The organism is Pseudarthrobacter defluvii (assembly GCF_030816725.1).
Taxonomy (GTDB): domain Bacteria; phylum Actinomycetota; class Actinomycetes; order Actinomycetales; family Micrococcaceae; genus Arthrobacter; species Arthrobacter defluvii_A.
In genome coordinates this window covers 1,857,182-1,881,535 of the sequence record NZ_JAUSYG010000001.1, presented here as the reverse complement: position 1 = coordinate 1,881,535, position 24,354 = coordinate 1,857,182, and the positions used below count along the sequence as shown (strand labels likewise).

Sequence of the window (24,354 nt, the reverse complement as noted above, 5' to 3'; positions counted from 1 at the left end):
CCCTGGGAGCACGTCTGCAGCTACAGCACGTCAACGCCGTCCAGGCGCAGCTGCACCGGGTCAACCGTCCGTTTGGCTGCCACAGCTGCGCGGGTGATGCGCAGGACGCGGACGACGGCGGCCGCCTGGCCGTAAGGGAAGAACAGCAGGGTCCGTACGTCCTCGGCTGAGCGCCTGCCGGAGGGCGGTGCGGTAAGCAGCAGCGGTGCCGGGCCAGCGGTGCGCAGGGTGATTCCCGCGCCTCCAAGGTCGGCTTCCACGGCTCCCGTGTAGTGTTCGACAGCGGCCCGGGGCCCCGTGACGGACGCGATCCTTACCGCCGGAGGCAGCTGAAGCTCCATCCGCAGGGACAACTCACGCTGGGCGTAACCTGCCGGATCCCACCGCAGCAGGGCCCCGGTGGCGACTGTGTCCGTGGCCGTAACCACCACCAGCCCCTTGTCCGGGGCCGGACGCACCAGGGCGGCCGCGTTGAACCAGCGGCGCACTGTGTCTTCGCCGGCCCGGAGGGTCTCGCGGCGCAGCAGGGAATCCCCGTCCAGAAGGAGGGCGGCGGAATATCCGCCGTCCGCAACAGGTTCGGCCCCCACGGTGGCCACCACCAGAGCCTTGCCCGCGCCTACCTTGGCTTTCACCTGGTCGCCGGAGGACGTGATCACCGCTGTGCCGGGGAACGCGCGGCCAAGTTCCTCGGCAGTACGCAGGACTCCCGTGGCGCCCTTCCGAAGCCGCCGCCCCCCGCAGTGCGAACACTTCCAGTCCGGAGCCGGGGTGGAACACCAGCGGCACTGTGGCAGCGCCGATGTCCCCGCCAGTGCCAGCGGTCCCTGGCAGTGGCTGCAGCGGGCCGGTTCCCTGCACGTTTCGCACACCAGTGAGGGTGCGTAGCCTGCCCTTGCGACCTGCACCAGCACGGGGCCGCGCTCCAGTCCTTCCTTGGCGGCCTGCCACGCGGCATGCGGGAGGCGGGCAAGGGTGGCCAGGGGGTCCCGCGCCTGCTCGAAACTGTCCGCAGTGCTGACGACGCGGGGAACGGTCCTGCGGAGGATCCCCCGCTCAGCCTCCACGGGGACGGCCCACCCGGCTTCCACCAGCCGCTGGACCTCGGTGCTGCGGGCATGCCCCGCGAGCAGGCATGCGGTGCCTTCCTGCTCGGCCCGCAGGAGCAGGACTTCACGGGTATGGGCATAGGGCGCCCGCTGCTCGATGTGGAGGTCGTCGCCGTCGTCCCAGCAGGCCACCAGTCCCAGGTCCTGCACGGGTGCGAAGGCGGCCGAGCGCGTCCCGATGGCGATCTTCGCGCTGCCGGCCAGCAGCCGGAGGAAGTTCCGGTACCGTGGCGTGGGACCGTCGTCGGCGGTGAGCCTGGCCACCGCCTCCGCCGGAACCAGCCCCTTGAGCGCTTCCTCCAGCCGGTCCAGGTCCCGGTAGTCGGGAACCACCAGCACAGCACCCCTGCCGGAGGCGTAGGCCGCAGCGGCGGCCTCGGCAAGCAGGCCGGGCCAGCCCGCGGGCCCGTAGCCCTGCAGTGGATTGACGACGGCGCGGGGTGATCCCCCGCCGGCCAGGTGCCGCAGGAACGCCGAACCCGTGCGGTACGCACCCCATGCTGAAATGGCGGGGGTACCTGAAGGCTGCGGCGCGGGCACCGGTTCCGCCGCACCCAGTGAATCGGGATAGTCCTTTTCCAGCTTCGCTACCCGGGGCGGGACCGCCAGGCGGAGGACGTCGCTGACCGTGCCCGCGTAACGGGCTGCGACGGCGGCGGCAAGCTCCCTGACGGCGGGGGTGAGGACCTGGACCGGGGACACGACCTTTGCCAGAGGCACCAAAGCGTGTCCGGCGTCGGACTCCCCCACGCGTTCAAAGAGGAAACCGCTGAGGTCCTGGCCATTGAACTTGACCTTCACCCTGGTGCCCGGTTGTGCCGCCTGGTCCAGTGCGTCCGGCACGGCATAGTCGAAGGGACGGTCCAAATGCGGCAGGGAGGACTCGACCAGGACCCGCGCCACCGGAAGCTCCCCTGCCAGCGTGACGCCGCTGGGCATCCTGGGTGCGGGAAAACCCTGCAGCAGGGTGGGTTGGACGGAGCTCTCAGCAACCATGGCAGTTACCTCCGTTCAGCGCCGGTTGGACATGGACAGCCAAGCACCAGCCACTGACATTGGGCGTCCGGGCTGGGTTGGTCTTCCCTGTCGCGTGCCTGCAAACAGAGCCTCCGGCGGGAGCGCGGCTAGGCGTTGAAGAACGCTTTCAAATCATCCACCCGGTCCAGGCGTTCCCACGTAAAATCAGGGTCTTCCCGACCGAAGTGGCCGTGCGCGGCGGTCTTGGCATAAATGGGCCGCTTCAGGTCCAGGGCATCGATGATGGCACGGGGACGGAGGTCGAAGATTTCCGCGATGGCTTCGCTGATCCGGGCGGGATCCACCGTCTCGGTGCCAAAGGTCTCCACGTACGTTCCCACCGGCCGCGCCTGGCCGATCGCGTACGCGATCTGGATCTCGGCACGCTTGGCAAGGCCTGCGGCCACCACATTCTTGGCAACCCAGCGCATGGCATAGGCGGCGGAGCGGTCAACCTTGGACGGGTCCTTGCCGGAGAAGGCACCTCCGCCGTGGCGGGCCATGCCGCCGTAGGTGTCCACAATGATCTTGCGGCCGGTAAGCCCGGCGTCACCCACCGGGCCCCCAATGACAAACTCGCCGGCAGGGTTGAGGATGTTCGCGGCGCGGGAGATGTCGAGGTCCGCGGCGGCGAGGACAGGTTCGATGACGACGGCAGCGAGATCGGCGCGCAGCTGCTCCAGGCTTGCGCCCTCGGCGTGCTGGCTGGAAATGACCACCGTTTCAACGGAAACCGGGACGTCTTTGTCGTAGCCCACGGTGACCTGGGTCTTGCCGTCCGGGCGAAGATAGGCCAGCTGGCCCGTCTTGCGGACGTCGGTGAGGCGTTCGGAGAGCCTGTGGGCCAGCCAAATGGGCGTCGGCATGTAGGACGGCGTCTCATCGCTGGCGTAACCGAACATCAGGCCCTGGTCGCCCGCGCCCTGGAGGTCGTAATCATCCTCCTGGCGGCCTTCGCGGGCCTCAAGGGAGTTGAAGACGCCGCCGGCAATGTCGTTGGACTGCTGGCCGATGGATACGGACACGCCGCAGCGGGCACCGTCGAACCCGTTGGCTGAGGAGTCGTACCCGATGCCCAGGATCGTTTCACGGACGATCTGCGGAATCTCGACGTAAGCGTCGGTGGTGACTTCGCCTGCCACATGCACCAGGCCGGTGGTGGCCATGGTCTCCACGGCCACGCGGGACTCGGGGTCCGCGGACAGCAGGGCGTCGAGGATGGCGTCGCTGATCTGGTCGCAGATTTTGTCCGGATGGCCTTCGGTGACCGACTCGGACGTGAAGAGCCGGAGCGCGGAGGGCGTGGCCCCGTGGGTATGGGGAAGGTGCAGCGGTAAAGTCACTCAATTACCTTACTGGTTGGTGTCGGTGCTCCCGTCAGGGAGGAGTCGGTAGATGTCCCCGTGCTAAGCAAAGGTGGCCGGAAACACGTCAGGCAGCGGGCGAAACGGGTTCAGCTCGAGGCAACACGGTTCAGTTCACGGCTGATGCGGCTGATGATGGCTTCCGAAACCTCGGCCTTGGTACCGGACGCTTCCTGCGGTTCGGAGCCGGAGCGCGAAAGGATGACAACTGCGTTGGAGTCCTGCCCGAAGACCTTGTCCGTCCCCACATGGTTCACGACCAGCAGGTCGCAGCCCTTGCGCTGCAGCTTCGCCTCCGCATACGCCAGCACATCCCCCTGGCCGTCCCCGGTCTCTGCGGCAAAGCCCACGATGAGCTGCCCCGCTTCAGCCGGGTCCGCAGTGCGTTGCTCCACAAGCTCCTGCAGGATGTCCGGATTGCGGACCAGGGTGATGACAGGATCCGCAGTGTCGTCCCGCTTCTTGATCTTGGTGTCCGAAACGTCAGCCGGGCGGAAGTCAGCCACCGCCGCGGACATGATGATTACGTCGGACCCTGGAGCAGCGGCCAGCGCAGCCTCGCGGAGTTCCAGGGCAGTTTCCACCCGGACGACTTCCACGCCGGCTGGCGGCGTAACGTCCATGTGAGCAGCCAGCAGCCGGACCGTTGCGCCGGCGTTCCGTGCCGCAACGGCCAGTGCCACCCCTTGTTTACCTGAGGACCGGTTGCCGAGGAACCGAACGGGGTCCAGCGGCTCGCGGGTTCCGCCGGCGCTGATGGTAACGGTGCGCCCGGCGAGGGGCAGCTGGTAATCGGACTGCCCCTGGACCAAGGCCATGGCGGCCTCGAAGATTACCTGCGGTTCCGGGAGCCTTCCCGGGCCCGAGTCTGCTCCCGTCAACCGGCCGGAGGCGGGCTCCAGGACGGCAGCGCCGCGTGAGCGGAGCGTTTCGACGTTGGCCCGCGTGGCGGCGTGCTGCCACATTTCGGTGTGCATGGCGGGGGCGAACAGCACCGGTCCGTGGGCCATCAGCAGGGTGTTGGTGAGCAGGTCCCCGGCCTGGCCGGTGGCTGCCTTGGCCAGGAGGTCTGCGGTGGCGGGCGCCACCACCACGAGATCCGCTTCGTGGCCAAGCCGGACGTGGTTGACCAGGTGCACGTCGTCGAAAACGCTGTTGCTCACGGGGTTCCCGGACAGCGCCTCCCACGTGGCCGTTCCGATGAAGCGGGTGGATGCCTCCGTGGGAATCACCGTGACGTCATGTCCGGCTTCAGTAAAAAGCCGGAGGAGCGATGCCACCTTGTAGGCGGCAATCCCTCCCCCGACTCCGAGGACTATGCGCACGTGACCTCCGTCAACAGCAAGTCAGTTAAGCAGCAGGTCTACTCTGCGGCTTCGATCGGCGTGGAAACCAGCTTGCCTTCGTTGATCTCGCGCAGGGCAATCGAGAGCGACTTTTCGTTCAGCTTGGTGTCAACCAGAGGTCCGACGTATTCAAAGAGGCCCTCGTGAAGCTGGGCGTAGTAGGCGTTGATCTGACGAGCGCGCTTGGCACCGAAGATCACCAGGCCGTACTTGGAGTCGGCTGCTTCGAGCAGCGAGTCGATCGGCGGGTTGATGATGCCTTCAAGGTTCGTGGACACGAATTCTCCAAATTCCTAGCGGGCTGACGGTTCCGGCAGGTGTGGATGCGGTGTCAGCCCCATGAGTGAAACAAGCTCGTCCGCTGCCCGGCGGACGTCGTCATTGATGACGGTGTGGTCGAACTCCGGTTCAGCAGCAAGTTCCAGTTTAGCGGTTTCCAGGCGCCGCTGCTGTTCTTCGGGTGTTTCGGTGCCCCGGCCCACCAGCCGGCGGACCATCTCGTCCCAGGTGGGCGGGGCCAGGAAAACGAACTGGGCGTCGGGAACGGCTGCCTTGACCTGGCGCGCACCCTGCAGGTCGATCTCCAACAGCACGGACCGGCCTTCGGCGATGGCCCCGTTCACGGTGCTTTTCAAGGTGCCGTAGGTGTTCTGGCCGTGGACGACGGCCCACTCCAGGAGTTCGCCGTCGGCAATGAGCTGCTCGAACTCGTCCTTGCTCTTGAAGAAGTAGTGGACGCCGTCCACCTCCCCCGGCCGGGGTGCCCGGGTGGTGGCTGAGACGGAAAGCCACACCTCGGGGTAGTTGTCACGGATGTAGGTGGACACGGTGCCTTTGCCAACAGCCGTCGGACCTGCGAGGACTGTCAGTCCAGGTTTCTTGCTCACGTATTCCTTTTGCCGCAGTTGGGGGAAAGACAGGCGCCGCCTGCCTCAATGCTCGTCTATAAAATCTACCAGCGCCCGCCGCTGGTGGACGCCCAGTCCCCGGACCCTGCGGGAAGCAGCGATGCCCAGTTGCTGCATGATCGCCGCGGCGCGTACCTTTCCGATGCCGGGAAGGGCTTCGAGCAGCTCCGAGACTTTCATGCGTGCCAGTGCGTCGTCCTCCAGCGCAGAGCTGATGATGTCCGCCGCGGACCTGTCGCCGTTCCGCAGGCTCTCCTTGGCGGCGGCCCGGGTGGCCCTGGCTGCTGCCGCCTTGCCCAGGGCGTCGGCCCGTTCAGACGCAGATAAGGGTCGCAGAACCATCTCGGACACCCCCGGAGTCGGCGGATTTCATCCAAGGGCGGCCGCCCTTGGACCTGTCCTGAAACTACCCTCTGGTGCAGCCCGAATCAATGCATCCGGGCAACTGCCGTCCTATTGGCCCCGCAGTCCGTCCAGCGTTCCCAGGGCCGCCTCCCGAAGGCCGCGGATATCCGGTCCCGCCGCCAGGATGTCGCGGCTCGACGTTCCCAAGACGAACGGGTAGGCGCGGCCGAAGGTGGCGCGAAGGTCGGCCGGCGTTGCGCCCTGCGCCCCGAGGCCGGGCGCCAGGATGGGGCCGCGGAGGGCGGCAAGATCCAGGCCCAGGTCCATTAGGGCGCTGCCAACGGTGGCCCCGACCACCAGGCCCACGGACCCCAGGCTTCCTGCGTACCGGGAGTTTTCCGCTGCTGCGGCAGCCGCGATCCTGCGGGCCACGGAATCGTTTCCGCCCACGTGCTGGACCGAGGCGCCCTCCGGGTTGGAGGTCAGTGCCAGCACGAACACGCCGCGGCCCGTTTCCGCTGCAAGGTCCAGCGCCGGGCGCAGCGATTCGAAGCCCAGGTACGGGCTGAGCGTGACAGAGTCCGCCGCCAGCGGGGACTCGTCCCCCAGCCAGGCGTCGGCGTAGGCGGCCATGGTGGAACCAATGTCGCCGCGCTTGGCATCGGCGATCGTCAAAACGGATTCGTCCCGGGCGGTGGCCAGCACCTCCTCCAGCACCGCCATGCCGGCCGATCCATGGCGCTCGTAAAGCGCCACCTGCGGCTTGACCGCGGCAGCGAGCGAAGCCACTGCCTCCAGGGCGGTGAGGGAGAAGCGCCTTAGCCCGTCGACGTCGTCTTCCAGTCCCCAGCCCTTGAGCAGTGCCGGATGCGGGTCGATGCCCACGCACAGCGGGCCGCGGGCGGCCATGGCCGCACCGAGCCGGGAGCCGAAGGACTCCCGGCCGGCGCCTGGTACGTGTCCCGTGGCGGGTGCCTGCTCAGGCATGCTGCAGTGCCGCTTTCTGCGACTCAGCCAGCGCTGCCGCGTGCTCCTGCAGGCTGGTGACGGACCACTCGTAGGTGCGCATTGCTTCGATGGCCTGGACGGCGGCGTTGAATTCGGCCACGGTGGTGATGCACGGAATGCCGATGGAGGTTGCCGCGGCGCGGATCTCGTAGCCGTCGCTGCGTGCCTCGCCGCCGGAGGGGGTGTTGAAGACCATGTCGATCTCCCCCGCCACAATGAGGTCGGCGATGGTGCCCTCACCTTCGGCGCTGCTGCCCTCGGCGACCTTGCGGACGGGAGTGGCCTGGATGCCGTTGCGGCGGAGCACGTCGGCGGTGCCGCCGGTGGAGACGATCTCGAATCCGAGGTCCGAGAGCCGCTTGACCGCCATGATCACCGAGCGCTTGTCCCGGTTGGCCACGGAGACGAACACCTTGCCCTCGGTGGGCAGGGCGTTGTTGGCGCCGGCCTGGCTCTTGGCGAAGGCGGTGTCGAAGTGCTTGTCGATGCCCATGACCTCGCCGGTGGAGCGCATCTCGGGTCCGAGCAGGGAGTCCACTACCTTGCCCTCGAGGGTGCGGAACCGGCTGAACGGCAGCACTGCTTCCTTGACGGCCACGGGGGCGTCCAGCGGCAGCGTGGAGCCGTCGCCGGACTCCGGCAGCATCTTGTAGGCGCTGCGCAGCTGGTTGATGGTCACGCCGGTGCCGATGAGGGCCGCGGCCTTGGCCATCTGGACACCGGTGGCCTTGGAAACAAACGGGACGGTCCGGGACGCGCGAGGGTTGGCTTCCAGGACGTACAGGACGTCGGAGGCCAGCGCGAACTGGATGTTGATCAGGCCGCGGACGCCCACGCCCTCGGCGATGGCGCGGGTGGCGACGCGGACGCGCTCGACGACGTTGCTACCCAGGGTGATCGGCGGCAGGACGCACGCGGAGTCGCCGGAGTGGATGCCGGCTTCCTCGATGTGCTCCATGATGCCGCCCAGGTACATGTCCGTACCGTCATAAAGGGCGTCGACGTCGATTTCGACGGCGTCCTCCAGGAAGCGGTCGATCAGTACCGGGTGGTCCGGGGTGATCTCGGTGGCGTTGGCGATGTAACGGGAGAGGTTGGGCTCGTCGTAGACGATTTCCATACCGCGGCCGCCCAGGACGTAGGACGGGCGGACCAGCACGGGGTAGCCAATCTCGTCGGCGATCTTCTTGGCATCCTCGAAGGACACGGCCGTGCCGTTCTTCGGGGACACCAGGCCGGCCTTGTCCAGCACCCGGGAGAACGCCCCGCGGTGCTCGGCAAGGTCGATGGCTTCCGGGGAAGTGCCGAGGATGGGGACGCCTGCGTCGGCCAACTGCTGGGCCAGCTTCAGCGGGGTCTGGCCACCGAGCTGGACGAACACGCCCATGACGCCGCCGGTGCGTTCCTCGGCCGCGATAACCTCCAGCACGTCCTCGAGCGTCAGCGGCTCGAAGTACAGGCGGGTGGAGACGTCGTAGTCGGTGGAGACGGTTTCCGGGTTGCAGTTGACCATGACGGTCTCGTAGCCGGCCTTGCGCAGCGCCATGGAGGCGTGCACGCAGGAGTAGTCGAATTCGATGCCCTGGCCGATGCGGTTGGGGCCGGAACCGAGGATCAGGATGGACGGCTTGGAGTGCAGCGCAACCTCATCTTCCTCGTCATAGGCCGAGTAGTGGTACGGGGTGTACGCGGCGAACTCGGCGGCGCAGGTGTCCACGGTCTTGTAGACGGGACGGATGCCCAGGGCCTGCCGGACCCCGCGGACCACGGCCTCAGAGTTGTGAGTCAGGGTGCCGATCTGCTCGTCGGAGAAGCCGTGGCGCTTGGCGCGCTGCAGCATCTCCTTGGTGAGGACGCCGGCCTGCCGGATTTCGTGGGAGATCTCATTGAGCAGCTGGAGCTGGTCCAGGAACCAGGGGTCGATCTTGGTGGCTTCGAAGAGCTGTTCCACGGTGGCGCCGCCCAGAAGGGCGCGCTGGACCTGGTGGAGGCGTTCGGTGGTGGGGCGCTTGGCCTTCTCGATCAGTTCCTCGACCTGGTACTCCGGCACGGGGCTGAAGTCCAGCTGCGACCCCTTCTGCTCAAGGGAGCGCAGGGCCTTCTGCAGGGCCTCGGTGAAGTTGCGGCCCATCGCCATGGCTTCGCCTACGGACTTCATGGTGGTGGTGAGGGTGTTGTCTGCCGCCGGGAACTTCTCGAAGGCGAACCGCGGGACCTTGACCACCACGTAGTCGAGCGTGGGTTCGAAGGACGCCGGGGTCTTCTGCGTGATGTCATTGGGAATCTCGTCCAGGGTGTAGCCCAGGGAGAGCTTGGTGGCGATCTTGGCGATGGCGAAGCCGGTGGCCTTGGAGGCCAGCGCGGAGGACCGGGAGACGCGCGGGTTCATCTCGATGACCACCACGCGGCCGGTGGCGGGGTCGATAGCGAACTGGATGTTGCAGCCGCCGGTGTCAACGCCCACTTCGCGGATGACGGCGATGGCCACGTCGCGCAGCTTCTGGTACTCGCGGTCGGTGAGGGTCAGCGCCGGAGCCACGGTGATGGAGTCACCGGTGTGCACGCCTACGGGGTCGAAGTTTTCGATGGAGCAGACGACAACCACGTTGTCGTTCTTGTCCCGCATCATCTCGAGCTCGTATTCCTTCCAGCCCAGGATGCTCTCTTCGAGCAGGACCTCGCTGGTGGGGCTGTACTGCAGGCCCTGGCCGACAATGCGGCGCAGGTCCTCCTCGTTGTAGGCCAGGCCGGAACCCAGGCCGCCCATGGTGAAGGACGGGCGGACCACCATCGGGTAGCCCAGGTCCTCTGCTGCAGCGAAGGCCTCGTCCATGGTGTGGATGATGTGGCTGCGGGCGGACTCGGCACCGCAGCGCTCCACGACGCCCTTGAACTTCTCGCGGTCCTCGCCGAGCTCGATCGCCGCGATGTTGGCGCCGATCAGCTCCACGTTGTACTTCTCCAGCACACCATTCTTGTCCAGCGCGATGGCGGTGTTCAGTGCGGTCTGGCCACCCAGGGTGGGCAGCACGGCGTCCGGGCGTTCCTTGGCGATGATCTTCTCCACCACCTCGGGGGTGATGGGCTCAACGTAGGTGGCGTCGGCGAACTCGGGGTCGGTCATGATGGTGGCCGGATTGGAGTTCACGAGGATGACGCGCAGGCCTTCCTCCTTGAGGACCCGCAGCGCCTGGGTGCCGGAGTAGTCGAACTCGGCGGCCTGGCCGATGACGATCGGGCCGGAACCAATGACGAGGACGCTCTTGAGATCTGTACGTTTCGGCATTACTTCTTGTCCTCAGTCTTGTTGTCGGAATTCTTCGGCGTTGCCGAGTCGGCGCTGTTGTTGTCCGCTTGCGCGGGGTGGGCGGAGTCCACCGGTTCCTTGGACAGGTTGGCGGTCCGGCCGTCCCGGGTGCCCTCCATCAGTTCGATGAAGCGGTCAAACAGGTAGGCGGCATCGTGCGGCCCGGCTGCCGCTTCCGGGTGGTACTGGACGGAGAACGCCGGGATGTCCAGGCAGGCGAGGCCTTCCACGACGTCGTCGTTCAGGCTGACATGGCTGACTTCCACCCGGCCGTAGCGCTCCTCGGGTGCCCGGGTGGCACCGTCGAGCGGGGCGTCCACGGCAAAGCCGTGGTTCTGCGAGGTGATCTCCACCTTGCCGGTGCGGCGGTCCATCACGGGCTGGTTGATGCCGCGGTGCCCGTAGCGGAGCTTGTAGGTGCCGAAGCCCAGCGCGCGGCCCAGGATCTGGTTGCCGAAGCAGATGCCGAAGTAGGGCAGCTTCTCGTCCAGGACGGAGCGGAGCAGTTTCACCTGGGCGTCGGCGGTGGCGGGGTCGCCCGGGCCGTTGGACATGAAGAATCCGTCCGGGTTGACGGCCTTGACGTCCTCAAGGGTGGCGGTGGCGGGGAGCACGTGGACGCGGACGCCGCGCTCTGCGAAGCGGACCGGGGTCATGGCCTTGATGCCGAGATCGATCGCCGCAATGGTGAAGCGGGGCTCGCCCTCCCAGCCATGGTCCCTCGGTTCCACCACGTAGGCTTCGTCGACGCTGACTTCCTCGGCCAGGCGCGAACCCTCCATGGGGGCACTGGCCAGGACGGCGTCGAGCAGTTCCTTGTCGGTCCCCTGCGCAGGCTCGCCGGAGAAGATGCCGGCGCGCATGGTTTTGTGCTCGCGCAGGTGGCGGGTGATGGCGCGGGTGTCCACACCCTGGATGCCGACGATGCCCTGGGCCACCAGCTCCTCATCCAGCGACCGCTCGGAACGCCAGTTGGAGGGCCGGCGCGCGGCGTCGCGGACAATGTAGCCGGCCACCCAGATGCGCCGGGACTCGGCGTCGTCATCGTTCACGCCGGTGTTGCCGATGTGCGGGGCCGTCTGCACCACCAGCTGGCGGGCGTATGACGGATCGGTGATGGTCTCCTGGTAGCCGGTCATGCCGGTGGCGAAGACGGCCTCACCCAGGGCGGTGCCGGTGGCGCCGTAGCTTGTGCCGCGGAAAATACGTCCGTCTTCGAGAACCAGCGCAGCCGGGGCCGACACAGGAGCGGAGGTGGTTGCTGTCAATGTATTCGCTTTCACTGTCTTACTTTCCACTGGTGGCACCAGCCGCTGGGGCTGACGAAATCAAATCCTGAAGGGCCTGGTACAGCACGTCCTTGTCCGCGGCGCGGCGGGTACGGAAGCCCGTGTCCAGCTCGTGCGCGCCAAGCGTCCATGCGAGTACCAGGAGTCCGTCCTTTTCCACGAACTTCCCGGCCATGCCGCTGTCCTGCCGGACTCCCGTGAGGGAGCCTGCGGGGATGTACAGGGCGGGGGCACCGGATCGCTCGTAAAGGACTCCGTGCGGGTACACCTCGAGGGTGGAGTTGGTGCGGATGCCCAGCCCGTGCACGGCGATCCGGTCAAGCCAGTCACCTGCCGTGGTGGTGGCCACGTACTGCCCGTCGGCAGCGGTGGTGGGCTCACCGGGTGCGGCGGGCACCTGGGGCAATTCTTCGACGTCGGACTGGCGCTTCAGGCGGTTGCGCCAGCCGACGGCGAGGAGGACAAAGACGACGGCGACCACCGCCAGCATGGCAAGTCCGGGAAGGATCTTATCCATCAGGCAGCCCCTGCCGGAGTTGCGGCGCCTTCCGGGTGCGGGGTGTTGAGCGCGCCGTCAAGGACAGTGGGGTGCCCTTTGAAGAAGGTGGCCACCACCTTGCCGGGAAGCTCCCTGCCCTTGAAGGGCGAGTTCCGGCCCATGGTGGCCATCTGGAACGGGTCCACCATCCAGCGCGCCACCGGATCCACCAGGATGAGGTTGGCGGGCTCTCCTGCCTCGATGGGCCGGCCCTGGTCGTCCAGCCGGCCAATCTTTGCGGCCGCGGTGGACGTGACCCGGGCAAAATCGGCCCAGGTCATGAGGCCGGTGTCGATCATGGCGTGCTGGACCACGGACAAGGCCGTTTCCAGTCCGGTCATGCCCATGGCAGCCTGGGCCCACTCGCATTCCTTGTGCTCGCTGGGGTGCGGAGCGTGGTCCGTTCCCACAACGTCGATCGTGCCGTCCGCCAGGCCTGCGCGCAATGCCTGGACGTCGGCGTCGGTGCGCAGCGGCGGGTTGACCTTGAAGACGGGGTCGTAGCTGCGCACCAGGTCATCGGTCAGGAGCAGGTGGTGGGGGGTGACCTCGGCCGTGACGTCGATGCCGCGTTCCTTGGCCCAGCGGATGATTTCCACTGAGCCTGCCGTGGACACGTGGCACACGTGCAGGCGCGATCCGACGTGCTGGGCCAACAGGACGTCGCGCGCGATGATGCTTTCCTCGGCGACCGCGGGCCAGCCGGTGAGTCCCAGGACGGCGGAGACGTCGCCCTCGTTCATCTGTGCCCCGGCGGTAAGGCGCGGTTCCTGCGCATGCTGGGCCACGACGCCGTCGAACGCCTTGACGTACTCGAGGGCCCGGCGCATGAGCACGGGGTCGTGGACGCAGATGCCGTCATCGGAGAATATCCGGACGCGGGCGCGGGAATCAGCCATGGCGCCGAGCTCGGCCAGCTGCTCCCCCGCGAGGCCGACGGTGACGGCACCCACCGGGCGCACGTCCACCCAGCCTGCTGCCCGGCCAAGCGTGTAGACCTGCTCCACCACGCCAGCCGTGTCCGCGACCGGCGTGCTGTTGGCCATGGCGTGCACGGCGGTGTAACCGCCCAGCGCCGCAGCCCGGGTGCCGGTCTCCACTGTTTCGGCGTCTTCGCGCCCCGGTTCGCGCAGGTGCGTGTGGACATCCACCATGCCGGGCAGCGCCACGAGGCCGGTGGCGTCGATGACGGTGGCGCCGTCAGCGGACAGGCCATGGCCGATCTCGGCGATGATGCCGTCCCGGATCAGCAGGTCCGCGGGCTCCCCGCCCAGGATGGCGGCGCCTTGGATGAGGTAGGTTCCAATGTTGGCTGCCATCAGTTGCTCTCCTTGGTGGAAGAGGCAGCGGCGTAGGCCGGTGCCCGGTGTGCGGCTGGTTCCCGGGTGTCCCCGGAGAGCAGCAGGTACAAGGCTGCCATCCGCACAGAAACGCCGTTGCGGACCTGCGCCAGGACGGTGGAACGGGGCGAATCGGCCGCGGCGGCGCTGATCTCCAGGCCCCGGTTCATGGGCCCGGGGTGCATGATGATGGTGTCCGTCATGCCGAGGTCGTCGAGGGCCCGGAGCCGGTTGTCGTCAAAGCCCCAGCGGCGTGAGTATTCCCGGGTGCTGGGGAAGAACGACGCGTTCATCCGCTCGCCCTGGACACGCAGCATCATGACCGCGTCCACGCCGTTTTGCAGGGTCTGATCGAGGTCGTAGCTGACGCTGCAGGGCCATTTTTCGACGCCGACCGGCAGCAGGGTGGGCGGGGCCACGAGCGTGACTTCGGCGCCGAGGGTCCGGAGCAGCCACACGTTCGACCGCGCCACGCGTGAATGCAGGACGTCACCTGCGATGGCCACCCGCATGCCTTTGAGGTCGGTCCCTTCGGAGCCGGTGCCGGAGAGGCGGGCCCAGTGCCGGCGCATGGTGAAGGCGTCGAGCAGGGCCTGGGTGGGGTGCTCATGGGTGCCGTCGCCGGCGTTGATGACTGCTGCGTCGATCCAGTCAGTGGCGGCCAGTCGGTGGGGTGCGCCTGAGGCCCAGTGCCGGATGACGACGGCGTCCGCACCCATGGCGGACAGCGTCTGGGCCGTGTCCTTGAGGGACTCACCCTTGGAGACGGAGGACCCCTTGGCGGCGAAGTTGATGACGTCCGCCGAGAGCCGCTTGGCCGCGGCTTCGAAGGAGATGCGGGTGCGGGTGGAGTCCTCGAAGAAGAGGTTGACCACGGTGCGTCCGCGCAGTGCCGGAAGCTTCTTCACTTCCCGCTCCCCCACTGCCGACATTTCCTCGGCAGTATCCAGGATGCGGATGGCGTTCGTGAAGCTAAGGTCCTCGGTGGACAGGAGATGCTTCACGCGCCCGCCTCGATTACCACTTCGTTGACCGGGGTTCCGCCGTCGGCCGTGTCTGTCTCTTCGAGCCGGACCCGGACTTTCTCGGCCGAGGAGGTAGGCAGGTTCTTGCCCACGTGGTCTGCCCGGATGGGAAGTTCGCGGTGGCCGCGGTCAATGAGGACTGCCAGCCGGACGATGCGGGGCCGGCCGAGGTCGACCAGGGCGTCCAGGGCGGCGCGGATGGTGCGTCCGGAGTACAGGACGTCGTCGATCAGCACCACTACTTTGTTGTCGATGCCGGTCCGGGGCAGCCTGGTGGGGTACGGCGGCCGGGTCCCCTGGTGGGAGAGGTCGTCACGGAACATGGTGACGTCCAGCTGGCCCACAATGGCAGCGGCGTCAACGGTGTTGTCCGCGGCAGCGATCTTATCAGCCAGCCGGACAGCCAGCGGGTAACCGCGGCGGGGAATGCCCAACAGGACCAGGTCCCGGGATCCCTTGTTGGCTTCGAGGATCTCGTGGGCGATACGAGTGAGGGCCCGGTCGATGTCCGCCTGGCTGAGGACAACCCTGGCTGGAACCGGTGCGCTGGTGACAGATGTCAACGCTCGTCTCCCCTTTCCCCGCCTCACAGGACGGAATTAAAAAAGGAATGTTTGCTGTTCAAAATTACCACACGGTCCCTGCCGGGCCCGTGCCCGGACAACGCGGCGCTGATCACATTCCGGCGGCCCTGAGGCCGGGTCCTTTGTGGTGCGGCAGCACCCGCTTAGGCTTTCGGGTATGCCGACGTACCCGCAGCAGCCTCCCTCCGGCCTCCCCGACGACCATTACCGCGGCGGCTACCGTCCCCTGCCCCAGCAGGCCAACCCCAGCTGGATGGGCCATGTGCAGCCGGAACACTACCGGGCCGCCCCGGGCCACCAGGGCCAGCCGCTGGCCGTGATGGTGCCGGCCCAGACCCAGGGAACGGTGCTGCATGCAACGCGGGCCCGCGGCGGGCTGGTGGGGTTGTCGATTGCCGGCGGCGTGCTCGCTTTCCTGAGCCTGTTCCTGGTGGTGCCGTTCCTGCTGTCCAACACCGGGGCCGCCGGGTTCCTGATTGGCTTCCTGGCGTCCCTGGTCCCGCTGGCGGTGGTCCTGACAGCGGTCCACATCATCGACAGGTGGGAGCCGGAACCCAAACGGCTGCTGTTCTTTGCGTTCACGTGGGGTGCGGCGGTGTCCGTGGCAGTCACCCTGCTGATCCAGCCGTTCTTCGTCATCGCATTCCAGTTCACCGACCAGCCTGACCTGCAGACCTACATGGCAACAGTGCAGGCGCCCATCGTGGAGGAATTCGCCAAGTCCCTTGGCCTGCTGATCCTTCTGCTCGCGGCGCGGCGACAGTTCGACGGGCCCGTGGACGGCGTGGTGTTTGCCTTCACCATAGCCGGCGGGTTCGCCTTCACGGAGAACATCCTCTATTTCGGCAGGGCCGTGGCCGAGTCGGCGTCGCCGGCCAGCGACTTCGCCCAGGTCTTCTTCCTGCGCGGCGTCATGTCCCCCTTCGCCCACGCGATCTTCACCGGCACTACCGGCCTCGTCATGGGCTTCGCTGCCAGGCGCTGGCACACCGGCGCTTCGATCGCCGCGTTCTTCGTGGGACTGCTGCCGGCCATGTTCCTGCACAACCGGTGGAACAGCATGGGCCAGGGCTTCCTGCCGGACTACATCGTGGTCCAGGTGCCGATCTTCGTCCTGGCCGTGGGCGGCATCATCTTCCTGCGGGTGGCCGAGAAGCGGCTGACGCGGCAGCGGCTGATGGAGTATTCCGCCGCCGGCTGGTTCACTCCGGCCGAGGTGCAGCTGCTGGCCACTTTGGGCGGCCGGCGCACCGCCTTGGCCTGGGCTGCGAACTCCGGCCGGAAGCGGCAGATGAAGCAGTTCATGAAAGCCGCCACCCAGCTTGCCAACACCCGGCAGCGCATCCTCAGCGGACGGGACGTGCCGCTCCACCAGGCCGAGGAAAGGCAGCAACTGCAGCGCATTCTCTCACTGCGGGCGGCCGTGGCCGGCTGAACCTGCACCCATGGGAACGCGAAAGGGCCCCGCCTGCGGCGGGGCCCTTTCGCGTTGTCCTGCGGGGAGGCTAGGCGAGCAGCGAAGGCTTCAGCTGCTGCAACCGGCCCAAAAGGCCATTGATGAACTGCGGGGACTCATCCGTTGACAGCGTCTTGGCCAGCGCAACTGCCTCGCTGACCGCCACGCCATCGGGGACGTCGTCGTTGTACAGAAGCTCCCAGGTGCCGATGCGCAGGATGATGCGGTCCACGGACGGCATGCGCTCCAGGGTCCAGCCCTGCGAGTAAGTCTCCAGGAACTCATCGATGGCGGCCTGCTGGGACACTACGCCTTCGACAATCTCCAAGGTGTAGGGGTTGACCACCTGGTCGGTCTTTTCCCGGCGTGCGCGAAGCACGTCGAACGCCGAAACGGAGCGCTGCTCCGCTTCGAAAAGAACATCCAGTGCCCTGCTGCGGGCTTTACCGCGGGCGCTCACTACTCAGAAACCCGGCCCAGGTAGCTGCCGTCGCGGGTGTCCACCTTGACCTTGGTGTTGTTCTCGATGAACAGCGGGACCTGGATTTCGTAGCCGGTCTCCAGGGTGGCGGGCTTGGTGCCTGCGGAGGAGCGGTCGCCCTGCAGGCCCGGCTCCGTGTAGGTGATTTCCAGGACGACGCTCGGCGGCAGTTCGATGTAGAGGGGGTTGCCGTCATGGATGGCGATGTTAACCATCTGGTTCTCGAGCATGAAGTTGGTGGCGTCACCAACCGTGGCGCCGGATACGGTGATCTGGTCGTAGTCGGAGGTGTCCATGAAGACGAAGTCCGCACCGTCCTGGTACAGGTACTGGTAGTCGCGGCGGTCCACCGTGGCGGTCTCGATCTTGAGCCCGGCGTTGAACGTCTTGTCAACAACCTTTCCGGACATCACGTTGCGCATCTTGGTCCGCACAAAGGCGCCGCCCTTGCCGGGCTTGACGTGCTGGAATTCGATGACGTTCCAGAGCTGGCCCTCAAGCTTCAGGACCGTTCCATTCTTAATGTCGTTAGTGGTTGCCACTGGTTTCCTCTGGTTTCTTTGTCCGGCCGCTGGGGCCAGATGCTGTATGCCGGGCGGCACGCCACAACGGCCCGCCTGCACGTGTTTGTCAAAAATCGCGTGGATGCAAAAATTCCACAACCATTCTACCGGTAAATACCGGGCAGCCTTTCCGCGGCCCGCGGCTGCGGCCACAACAGGCAGGTCAGCAGGCCAGGTCCAGGACGTCCCGGGCGCGCTGGAGGGCTACCGTCGACGAGTAGATCTGGGCGGCATCTGCCGCCTGCGCCACCCGCAGGTCCAGCGCCTTGGAAAAGGATTCAACTGCAGCGGAGGTCTGACCGGCTGCGTACTGGGTCCTGCCCAGGTACTGCAGGGCCAAGGCTTCCCCGGGGGTGCCGTGCGACTCGGCAAGGAGTTGCCGGAACAGCCCGACAGCGCGGTCCATCCGGTGGCTGACGCTCAGCACTTCGGCCTCGAAAATCCGCAAAAGGAACGATTCAGGGTCCTTGAAGCGGGCTTCGGCGAGCAGTTCGGCGGCGTCGGAAGCGTGACCCTCGACCAGCAGCACGAAGATTCGGTCCGCCGGATCCGTCGAGACGGCCAGGGCCTCCCGGACGACGTCTTCGTTAACGATCTGGGGCTGCAGGGTTTCCGGGTTGATCCGGACGCCCGGAAACCCGGCTTCGGGCCAGTCGGCGGTGCCGCTCAGGTCGCCCTGCATCAGGAAGCAATTTCCTGGTAGGCCGCGAACAGCAGTGAGGTGTCCGGAACGTCGAGGATTCCAGGTTTGGCAATGCCGTCCAGCACCACGAAGCGGAGCAGGTCGCCGCGGGATTTCTTGTCGCGGCGCATCCCGTCCAGCAGGCCCTGCCAACGGTCCCGCCGGTAGGTGACCGGAAGTCCGAGGCCGTCCAGGATGCTCCGGTGCCGGTCGGCCTCGGCATCGCTGAGCCGCCCGACGCTGCGTGCCAGCTCCGCCGCAAACATCATGCCCACGGAAACCGCGGCGCCGTGCCGCCAGGAGTAGCGCTCCACCAGTTCAATGGCGTGGCCCAGCGTGTGTCCGTAGTTCAGCATTTCGCGCAGCCCGGACTCCTTGAGGTCCTCGGAGACCACTTTCGCCTTCACGGCGATGGCCCGCTCGATCAGCTCGCGGAGTTCATCCGAGCGGGGATCCACCACGGCGGCCGGATCCTTTTCCACCAGGTCCAGGATGGCGGGGTCGGCAATGAAGCCGCACTTGATGACCTCGGCCAGGCCGGAAATAATCTCGTTTTTGGGCAGCGTATCCAGGGTGTCCAGGTCCGCCAGGACAGCCGCCGGCGGGTGGAAGGAACCCACCAGGTTCTTACCCTCAGCCGTGTTGATGCCGGTCTTGCCGCCCACGGAGGCGTCCACCATGCCCAGGAGGCTGGTGGGCATGTGGATCACCTTCACCCCGCGCAGCCACGTCGCGGCGACGAAGCCGGCCAGGTCGGTCACTGCTCCGCCGCCGACGGCAACAATGGCGTCCGAGCGGGTGAAGTCGTTCTGGCCCAGGACCTGCCAACAGAAGGCGGCGACCTGGATGTGCTTGCCTTCCTCGGCGTCCGGGATCTCCGCGGTGAGGGAGGTGAAACCCGCCTCCGCGAGTTCGTCCCGCACCGTGTCACCGGTGAGGCGCAGCGCGCGGGGGTGGATCACCAGGACCCGGCGGACACGCTCTCCGAGCAGGGCGGGAAGGTCACCCAGGAGGCCGCGCCCGACGACGACGCCGTAGTTGTTGCCGGCCCCTTCGCCGGTGACGTTGATGACTGTTGATTGCGTGTTCACTTTTCAACTTCCTGTTTGGCAGCTGCATGGTTGCGCAGCGCTGCTTCCAGCCGGCCGCCCAGCTCGGTTATCGAGCCGTGGCGGACGTCCAGGGTGATGTCGGCCAGCCTCTCGTAGACCGGCCTGCGGGTGGCGAACATTGCCGTCCAGCGGCCCATGGCATCCCCGGCAAGGAGGGGCCGGCCGGAATTCCGGGCAATCCGGTCCGCCACGGTGTCGGCGTCGCACTCCAGGTACACAACGGTGCAGCGGCTGATGAGCTGCTGCGTGCCCGAATCGAGCACCGCTCCCCCGCCGAGCGAGATCACCGTGGACGTGCCCTCGGCTTCCTCCACGGTATCGGCAACAGTCCGGGCCTCGATCTCCCTGAACGCGTGCTCACCGCGCCCCGCGAAGATCCCGGCAATTGATCCGTGACCGGCGACGATCACAGCGTCCGTGTCAACGAACCGGACCCCCAACTGCTGGGCGAGCTGCTGGCCGATGGCTGATTTACCCACGGCCATGGGGCCGATGAGCACAATTGGCCGATCGCCGGCTGCTCCTGGACTGCTGCGGTGGGGCACTACTGGCCGATCGAGTCCAGGGACGCCGGAATGTTGTCCAGGTAGCCCTTGATGTTGCGAGCGGTCTCGGCCACTGAATCACCGCCAAACTTCTCGATGACGGCCTCGGCGAGGACCAGGGCAACCATGGCCTCGGCCACCACCCCGGCGGCCGGTACGGCACACACGTCAGAGCGCTGGTGGTGGGCCTTGGCCGCTTCGCCTGTGCTGACGTCGATGGTCCGCAGGGCGCGGGGCACCGTGGCAATGGGCTTCATGGCGGCCCGGACACGGAGGACATCGCCGATGCTCATGCCGCCTTCAATGCCGCCGGCTCGGTTGCTGGCGCGGACAATCCTGCCTTCGCCATCACGGACGATCTCATCGTGGGCAGCAGAACCACGGCGGGCTGCGGTGAGGAAGCCGTCGCCAACCTCCACGCCCTTGATGGCCTGGATGCCCATGAGGGCAGCAGCCAGCCTGGCGTCCAGGCGTCGGTCCCAGTGCACGTAGCTGCCCAGTCCCGGCGGAAGGCCGTAGGCCAGGACCTCCACCACTCCCCCCAGGGTCTCGCCTTCCTTGTGGGCGGCGTCGACCTCGGCAACCATTGCGTCCGACGTTTCGCGGTCAAAGCAGCGCAAGGGATCCGTGTCCAGGGCGATAACGTCGCTGGGTATCGGCAGCGGGCGGCCTTCAGGGACCGTGACGCTGGCGATGGAGACCGTGTGGCTGACAAGCTCAATGCCGAGGTGCCTGAGGAACTGAGCGGCCACGGTCCCGAGAGCCACGCGGGTGGCCGTTTCCCGCGCACTTGCGCGTTCCAGCACCGGGCGGGCCTCATCAAAGCCGTACTTCTGCATGCCGGTGAAGTCCGCATGGCCCGGCCGGGGCCGCGTCAGGGGTGCGTTGCGTGCCTGGTCGGCGAGGAGTTCCGCGTCCACAGGATCTGCGGACATGATCTGCTCCCACTTGGGCCACTCGGTGTTACCCACCTGGATGGCAACGGGACCTCCCTGGGTGCGGCCGTGCCGGACGCCGCCAAGAATCGTGACAACATCCTGCTCGAACTTCATCCGGGCGCCGCGTCCGTAGCCAAGGCGGCGGCGGGCCAGGGAGTCTGCGATGTTGCCGCTGGTGATTTCCACACCGGCGGGGACGCCCTCAATAATTCCCATCAGAGCCGGGCCATGGGATTCACCGGCAGTCAACCAACGCATAATTTCCATCCTGCCACGTAGGGCGGTCACAACGCCCGCCGGGCAAGGCCGACTGCGTCACACATCACATCTATGACACCTGCATTAACGTCTTCCCCGCGCCGGGTGAAGAGCCGCACCTGCTCCACGGCCTGGTACAGCAGCATTTCAAGGCCGGGAACCACGCGGCCGCCGCCGGCCTGCCACACCGAGGCAATAAGGCTGGGCCAGGGATCGTAGGCCACGTCCAGCAGCACACCCGGCGTGGTGGTCTTGAGCGCGGCGATTTCCGCGGCGAGTCCATCTGCCGCGCGCGGCGGGAGGGTGGAAATGACGACGTCGGCTTCCGCCGTTGGGCGGGCGGCCCCGGCAAGGGTACGGACCTCCAGGCCCATCCCGAGGCGGTCCGCGGCATCGCGGACTTCTGCGGTGCGGGACGTGTCCCGGACGAAGACCTGCACCGTTGCGGTGCCCAATTCCTTCAGTGCGGCCACGGCGGAAGCCGCCGTCCCGCCGCCACCGAGGATGACGGCGGAAGGTGCAGCTGCGGTACCGGCGTGGCACAAGGCGTTGACGATGCCGGTGACGTCCGTATTGGAACCCACCGTCTTCAGGCCACCGGCCGAGTCCTCGAACGTCACGGTATTCACGACGCCCAGGGTCTGCGCCACCCCGCGTACCTCGTCCACCTCGTCCAGAATGGCGGTCTTCAGCGGCATGGTCACGGACAGCCCGCGCCAACCCGGCTGGTTCCGGATCTGCCGCATGAAGGACGGCAGCAACTCCTCCGTGACGTCGATCGCCGTGTAACTGATGCCTGCAGCAAGCCGTCCGTAGGCCGCGAGGTGCAGTGCCGGGGATTTTGAATGGCTGATCGGGTGGCCAAGGACGGCAGCCCGCAGGCTCATGTGCAGCGGCCCGCGTTCGCCTGGCACCACGCGTTGTACTGCTCCACGTAGGCGTTGTGCTCGGCAAGCGTCCTGGCGAACTTGGTTTCCTTGGTGTCCAGGTTGATGGTCACCCAGAACAGGTAATCATTGGTCTTTGGGCGGGCGGCAGCATCGATGGCAGTCTTGCCCGGCGACCCGATGGGGCCGGGAGGCAGCCCAGGATTCGCGTAGGTGTTGTACGGGTTGGACTTGTCCTTGCGCTGCTCATCGGTGAAGTTGAAGCTCCGGGTGCCCAGCCCATACGTGACCGCCGAGTCCACCTGCAGGAAGCCGCCGGTCTGGTCATTCGGCTTCAGCCGGTTGTAGATGGCGCCGGCCACGTCACCGTAGTCCGCCTGGCCGCCCTCGGCCTGGACGATGCTCGCCACGATGACGGCCTGGTACTGCTTGGCCGGGTCCGTAATACCCTGCGACACGAGCTCATCGGTGGTGGCCTTCACGAGTGCCTGCAGGATGTCCTTGGACGGAGTTCCCAGCGGGAAGCGGTACTCGCCCGGCGCCAGGTAGCCTTCAAGGTTCTTGGCGTTAGCGGGCAGGCCGAACTGGGCCGGCTGGTTACTGAGCGCCTGCAGCTGCTGTACAGAGACGCCGGACCCCTCGGAGATCGCCTGGAGGGATTCGCTGATGCGAAGCCCCGCGCTCAGGGCGAAGTAGATGACCTTGGTCTTGTCCTTGCCAACCAGGACGTTGACCGCATCCGCGTTCTTCATCTCGGTCTTGAAGACATAGTCACCCGGAGCCAGTGTCGCGCCCGAGGCATGGAAAGCCTGCATGAACGTATCCGCGTTGGCCACGACGCGCTGGTTCTCCAGCTCCGTCGCCACCGACCTGGTGCCTTCACCGCTGGCGACGGTTACATGGACCTCGCCTGTGCCCGGCCCAGGGAAGTCTGACGGCTTCCCGTCGCCGAGGAGGGGCTTGAGGAACTGGGCCCCTACGGCCACCGCCGTCACGAAAACGGCCAGCGTCAGGAAAAGGGCCACCAGCCTGCGGCGGCGGCGGACCTTCTTCGAGGGACGCTTCACTACCTCGGTGGATGCGGCAGGCAGTATCCCGGCAACCGGATCTGCATGCCCGGATTCGTCGTGGTCGTAGCCGGGTGTCTCATACGCAGGGTGGCCGTGCTCGGCGTCCTGGTAGTCGTGGACGTCGGTTTCATCGTGGATGTGGGCCTCATGGTGCGCATAGTGGACGTCGTCCGGATGGTGGGGGGCGTCGTCGAGGTGGGAGCCGTGGTGCGGTACGTCCTCGTGGTGCCAGCCGCCGTCGTGATGGGGCGGCAGCGGGGATTCGTTGCGGGCATCGCTGCCGGAGGAGGCACCTGCCTTCTGTTCGTCCTGGATGGACGGCGGTGTCTGCGGTGCGGCGGGAACGCCCCCGGCGCCGGGAAGCGGAGCAAAGGTGGCTTCGGCAGCCGGAGAACCGTTTGCCGGCGGCGCCGCGGGAGGCTCCGGGATGTCCGAGGTTTCGTAGGCCTGTTCGGGCACCGCGTCCTGGCCACCGGTATTGAGGGTCTTCTCCCGTGCGCGCAGCTCCTTGCGGGTCAGCGGCCGCGGGCCCCCGGCGCCGAACGGGCCGGAGGTGTCATCAATGTTGGCAGGGCTCACTGTTGCCTTCCATTATCTGAAGATCGGGCCGTGTCTGAGGGAGTGGCGCGGACTGGTTCGTCCACCCCACCGGCCCCCAGGTCCACGGACGGGGATGGCGCTGTCACGCGTGAGCCGACATCCGCTCCCCTGGCTTTCTGCATGTCGATGGCGTGCTGAAGAATACCGGCCGCCGCGACCTGATCAACTACTTTACGGTGATCCCTGCTGCTCATGCCAGCTTCGTGCAGGTTCCGGTGGGCCGCGACGCTGCTGAGGCGCTCGTCCACCAGGTTGACCGGGACCGCCAGGCCGCGGCTGGATAACTCTGCAGCCAGCAGCAGCGCATAGTCCGTGGCCATCCTGGCTGAGGCATGTTCCTCACCCTTCATGGTCCTGGGCAGGCCGACGATCACCTGCACGGCGCCAAGGTCCTCCGCCAGTTTGGCGATGACACGGACGTCCGAGTTCTTCCTGGCGTTCCGGTCGAGGGTCTTGTACGGCGTGGCAAGGATCGAGTCACGGTCGCAGATGGCGACCCCTACCCGGACGGTGCCCACGTCTACCCCCAGTTTGACGCCCTGGGGGTAGCCGCCGGCAACAACAGGATTGGTCATGGTGGGG

Annotated in this window: 23 protein-coding genes; 1 reads left to right on the top strand and 22 read right to left on the bottom strand. The window is 66.9% G+C overall.

What is annotated here, in order from left to right; all coding sequences use genetic code 11:
* Window positions 1-20: 20 nt before the first annotated feature.
* The 13 genes from QF031_RS08815 to pyrR form a co-directional block, all read right to left on the bottom strand.
* Window positions 21-2,105 carry a primosomal protein N' gene (locus QF031_RS08815; RefSeq protein ID WP_307426752.1) on the bottom strand — a complete coding sequence of 695 codons (2,085 nt, stop codon included), beginning with the start codon at window positions 2,103-2,105 and terminating at the stop codon, window positions 21-23.
* A 128-nt stretch (window positions 2,106-2,233) separates the two neighbouring features.
* Entirely contained in the window at window positions 2,234-3,469 is a 1,236-nt protein-coding gene (gene metK / locus QF031_RS08810; RefSeq protein ID WP_307426749.1) for a methionine adenosyltransferase, read from the bottom strand.
* Window positions 3,470-3,579: 110 nt separating this feature from the next.
* Entirely contained in the window at window positions 3,580-4,815 is a 1,236-nt protein-coding gene (gene coaBC / locus QF031_RS08805) for a bifunctional phosphopantothenoylcysteine decarboxylase/phosphopantothenate--cysteine ligase CoaBC (protein WP_307426747.1), read from the bottom strand.
* 38 nt (window positions 4,816-4,853) lie between these two features.
* A complete protein-coding gene (rpoZ, locus tag QF031_RS08800; protein WP_003800778.1) occupies window positions 4,854-5,114 on the bottom strand; it encodes a DNA-directed RNA polymerase subunit omega in 261 nt (86 codons plus the stop codon).
* 15 nt (window positions 5,115-5,129) lie between these two features.
* Window positions 5,130-5,723 (bottom strand): guanylate kinase, encoded by a 594-nt coding sequence (gene gmk / locus QF031_RS08795; RefSeq protein ID WP_307426743.1) that lies wholly within the window; start codon window positions 5,721-5,723, stop codon window positions 5,130-5,132.
* Between the two features lie 45 nt (window positions 5,724-5,768).
* Window positions 5,769-6,086 carry an integration host factor, actinobacterial type gene (gene mihF / locus QF031_RS08790; RefSeq protein ID WP_026265771.1) on the bottom strand — a complete coding sequence of 106 codons (318 nt, stop codon included), beginning with the start codon at window positions 6,084-6,086 and terminating at the stop codon, window positions 5,769-5,771.
* A 111-nt stretch (window positions 6,087-6,197) separates the two neighbouring features.
* Window positions 6,198-7,076 carry an orotidine-5'-phosphate decarboxylase gene (gene pyrF, locus QF031_RS08785; protein WP_307426741.1) on the bottom strand — a complete coding sequence of 293 codons (879 nt, stop codon included), beginning with the start codon at window positions 7,074-7,076 and terminating at the stop codon, window positions 6,198-6,200.
* Window positions 7,069-10,383 carry a carbamoyl-phosphate synthase large subunit gene (gene carB / locus QF031_RS08780; RefSeq protein ID WP_307426737.1) on the bottom strand — a complete coding sequence of 1,105 codons (3,315 nt, stop codon included), beginning with the start codon at window positions 10,381-10,383 and terminating at the stop codon, window positions 7,069-7,071. Before carB ends, pyrF begins: the two co-directional genes overlap by 8 nt.
* Window positions 10,383-11,711: a glutamine-hydrolyzing carbamoyl-phosphate synthase small subunit gene (carA, locus tag QF031_RS08775; protein ID WP_370874498.1), complete on the bottom strand. Its 1,329-nt coding sequence runs from the start codon at window positions 11,709-11,711 to the stop codon at window positions 10,383-10,385. Before carA ends, carB begins: the two co-directional genes overlap by 1 nt.
* Window positions 11,692-12,210 (bottom strand): PH-like domain-containing protein, encoded by a 519-nt coding sequence (locus tag QF031_RS08770; protein ID WP_307426732.1) that lies wholly within the window; start codon window positions 12,208-12,210, stop codon window positions 11,692-11,694. The genes carA and QF031_RS08770 overlap by 20 nt, the downstream gene beginning before the upstream one ends.
* Entirely contained in the window at window positions 12,210-13,550 is a 1,341-nt protein-coding gene (locus tag QF031_RS08765; RefSeq protein ID WP_307426729.1) for a dihydroorotase, read from the bottom strand. The genes QF031_RS08770 and QF031_RS08765 overlap by 1 nt, the downstream gene beginning before the upstream one ends.
* Complete coding sequence (locus QF031_RS08760; protein WP_307426726.1) at window positions 13,550-14,575, bottom strand: aspartate carbamoyltransferase catalytic subunit; 1,026 nt, start codon at window positions 14,573-14,575, stop codon at window positions 13,550-13,552. Before QF031_RS08760 ends, QF031_RS08765 begins: the two co-directional genes overlap by 1 nt.
* Window positions 14,572-15,159 carry a bifunctional pyr operon transcriptional regulator/uracil phosphoribosyltransferase PyrR gene (gene pyrR, locus QF031_RS08755; RefSeq protein WP_307426722.1) on the bottom strand — a complete coding sequence of 196 codons (588 nt, stop codon included), beginning with the start codon at window positions 15,157-15,159 and terminating at the stop codon, window positions 14,572-14,574. The genes QF031_RS08760 and pyrR overlap by 4 nt, the downstream gene beginning before the upstream one ends.
* 178 nt (window positions 15,160-15,337) lie before the next feature.
* Here pyrR and QF031_RS08750 point away from each other — a divergent pair, with 178 nt between their 5' ends.
* Window positions 15,338-16,615 (top strand): PrsW family intramembrane metalloprotease, encoded by a 1,278-nt coding sequence (locus QF031_RS08750; protein WP_307426717.1) that lies wholly within the window; start codon window positions 15,338-15,340, stop codon window positions 16,613-16,615.
* Window positions 16,616-16,685: 70 nt separating this feature from the next.
* Here the strand turns inward: QF031_RS08750 and nusB are convergent, their stop codons facing one another.
* The 9 genes from nusB to ruvX all read right to left on the bottom strand — a co-directional run bounded on the left by nusB (window position 16,686) and on the right by ruvX (window position 24,347).
* Complete coding sequence (nusB, locus tag QF031_RS08745) at window positions 16,686-17,096, bottom strand: transcription antitermination factor NusB (RefSeq protein ID WP_141160348.1); 411 nt, start codon at window positions 17,094-17,096, stop codon at window positions 16,686-16,688.
* Window positions 17,096-17,659 carry an elongation factor P gene (efp, locus tag QF031_RS08740; RefSeq protein WP_141160347.1) on the bottom strand — a complete coding sequence of 188 codons (564 nt, stop codon included), beginning with the start codon at window positions 17,657-17,659 and terminating at the stop codon, window positions 17,096-17,098. Before efp ends, nusB begins: the two co-directional genes overlap by 1 nt.
* A 184-nt stretch (window positions 17,660-17,843) precedes the next feature.
* Window positions 17,844-18,362, bottom strand: a complete 519-nt coding sequence (locus QF031_RS08735; protein ID WP_307426714.1) for a tetratricopeptide repeat protein — start codon at window positions 18,360-18,362, stop codon at window positions 17,844-17,846.
* On the bottom strand, window positions 18,362-19,453 hold the full coding sequence (gene aroB, locus QF031_RS08730) for a 3-dehydroquinate synthase (RefSeq protein ID WP_307426711.1): 1,092 nt from the start codon (window positions 19,451-19,453) through the stop codon (window positions 18,362-18,364). Before aroB ends, QF031_RS08735 begins: the two co-directional genes overlap by 1 nt.
* Window positions 19,450-20,019, bottom strand: a complete 570-nt coding sequence (locus QF031_RS08725) for a shikimate kinase (protein ID WP_307426708.1) — start codon at window positions 20,017-20,019, stop codon at window positions 19,450-19,452. The genes aroB and QF031_RS08725 overlap by 4 nt, the downstream gene beginning before the upstream one ends.
* Entirely contained in the window at window positions 20,019-21,218 is a 1,200-nt protein-coding gene (gene aroC / locus QF031_RS08720) for a chorismate synthase (protein ID WP_307433253.1), read from the bottom strand. Before aroC ends, QF031_RS08725 begins: the two co-directional genes overlap by 1 nt.
* 23 nt (window positions 21,219-21,241) lie before the next feature.
* On the bottom strand, window positions 21,242-22,102 hold the full coding sequence (locus QF031_RS08715) for a shikimate dehydrogenase (RefSeq protein WP_307433251.1): 861 nt from the start codon (window positions 22,100-22,102) through the stop codon (window positions 21,242-21,244).
* Window positions 22,099-23,751, bottom strand: a complete 1,653-nt coding sequence (mltG, locus tag QF031_RS08710) for an endolytic transglycosylase MltG (RefSeq protein WP_307426705.1) — start codon at window positions 23,749-23,751, stop codon at window positions 22,099-22,101. Before mltG ends, QF031_RS08715 begins: the two co-directional genes overlap by 4 nt.
* Window positions 23,748-24,347 carry a Holliday junction resolvase RuvX gene (ruvX, locus tag QF031_RS08705; protein WP_307426701.1) on the bottom strand — a complete coding sequence of 200 codons (600 nt, stop codon included), beginning with the start codon at window positions 24,345-24,347 and terminating at the stop codon, window positions 23,748-23,750. Before ruvX ends, mltG begins: the two co-directional genes overlap by 4 nt.
* Window positions 24,348-24,354 lie beyond the last annotated feature (7 nt).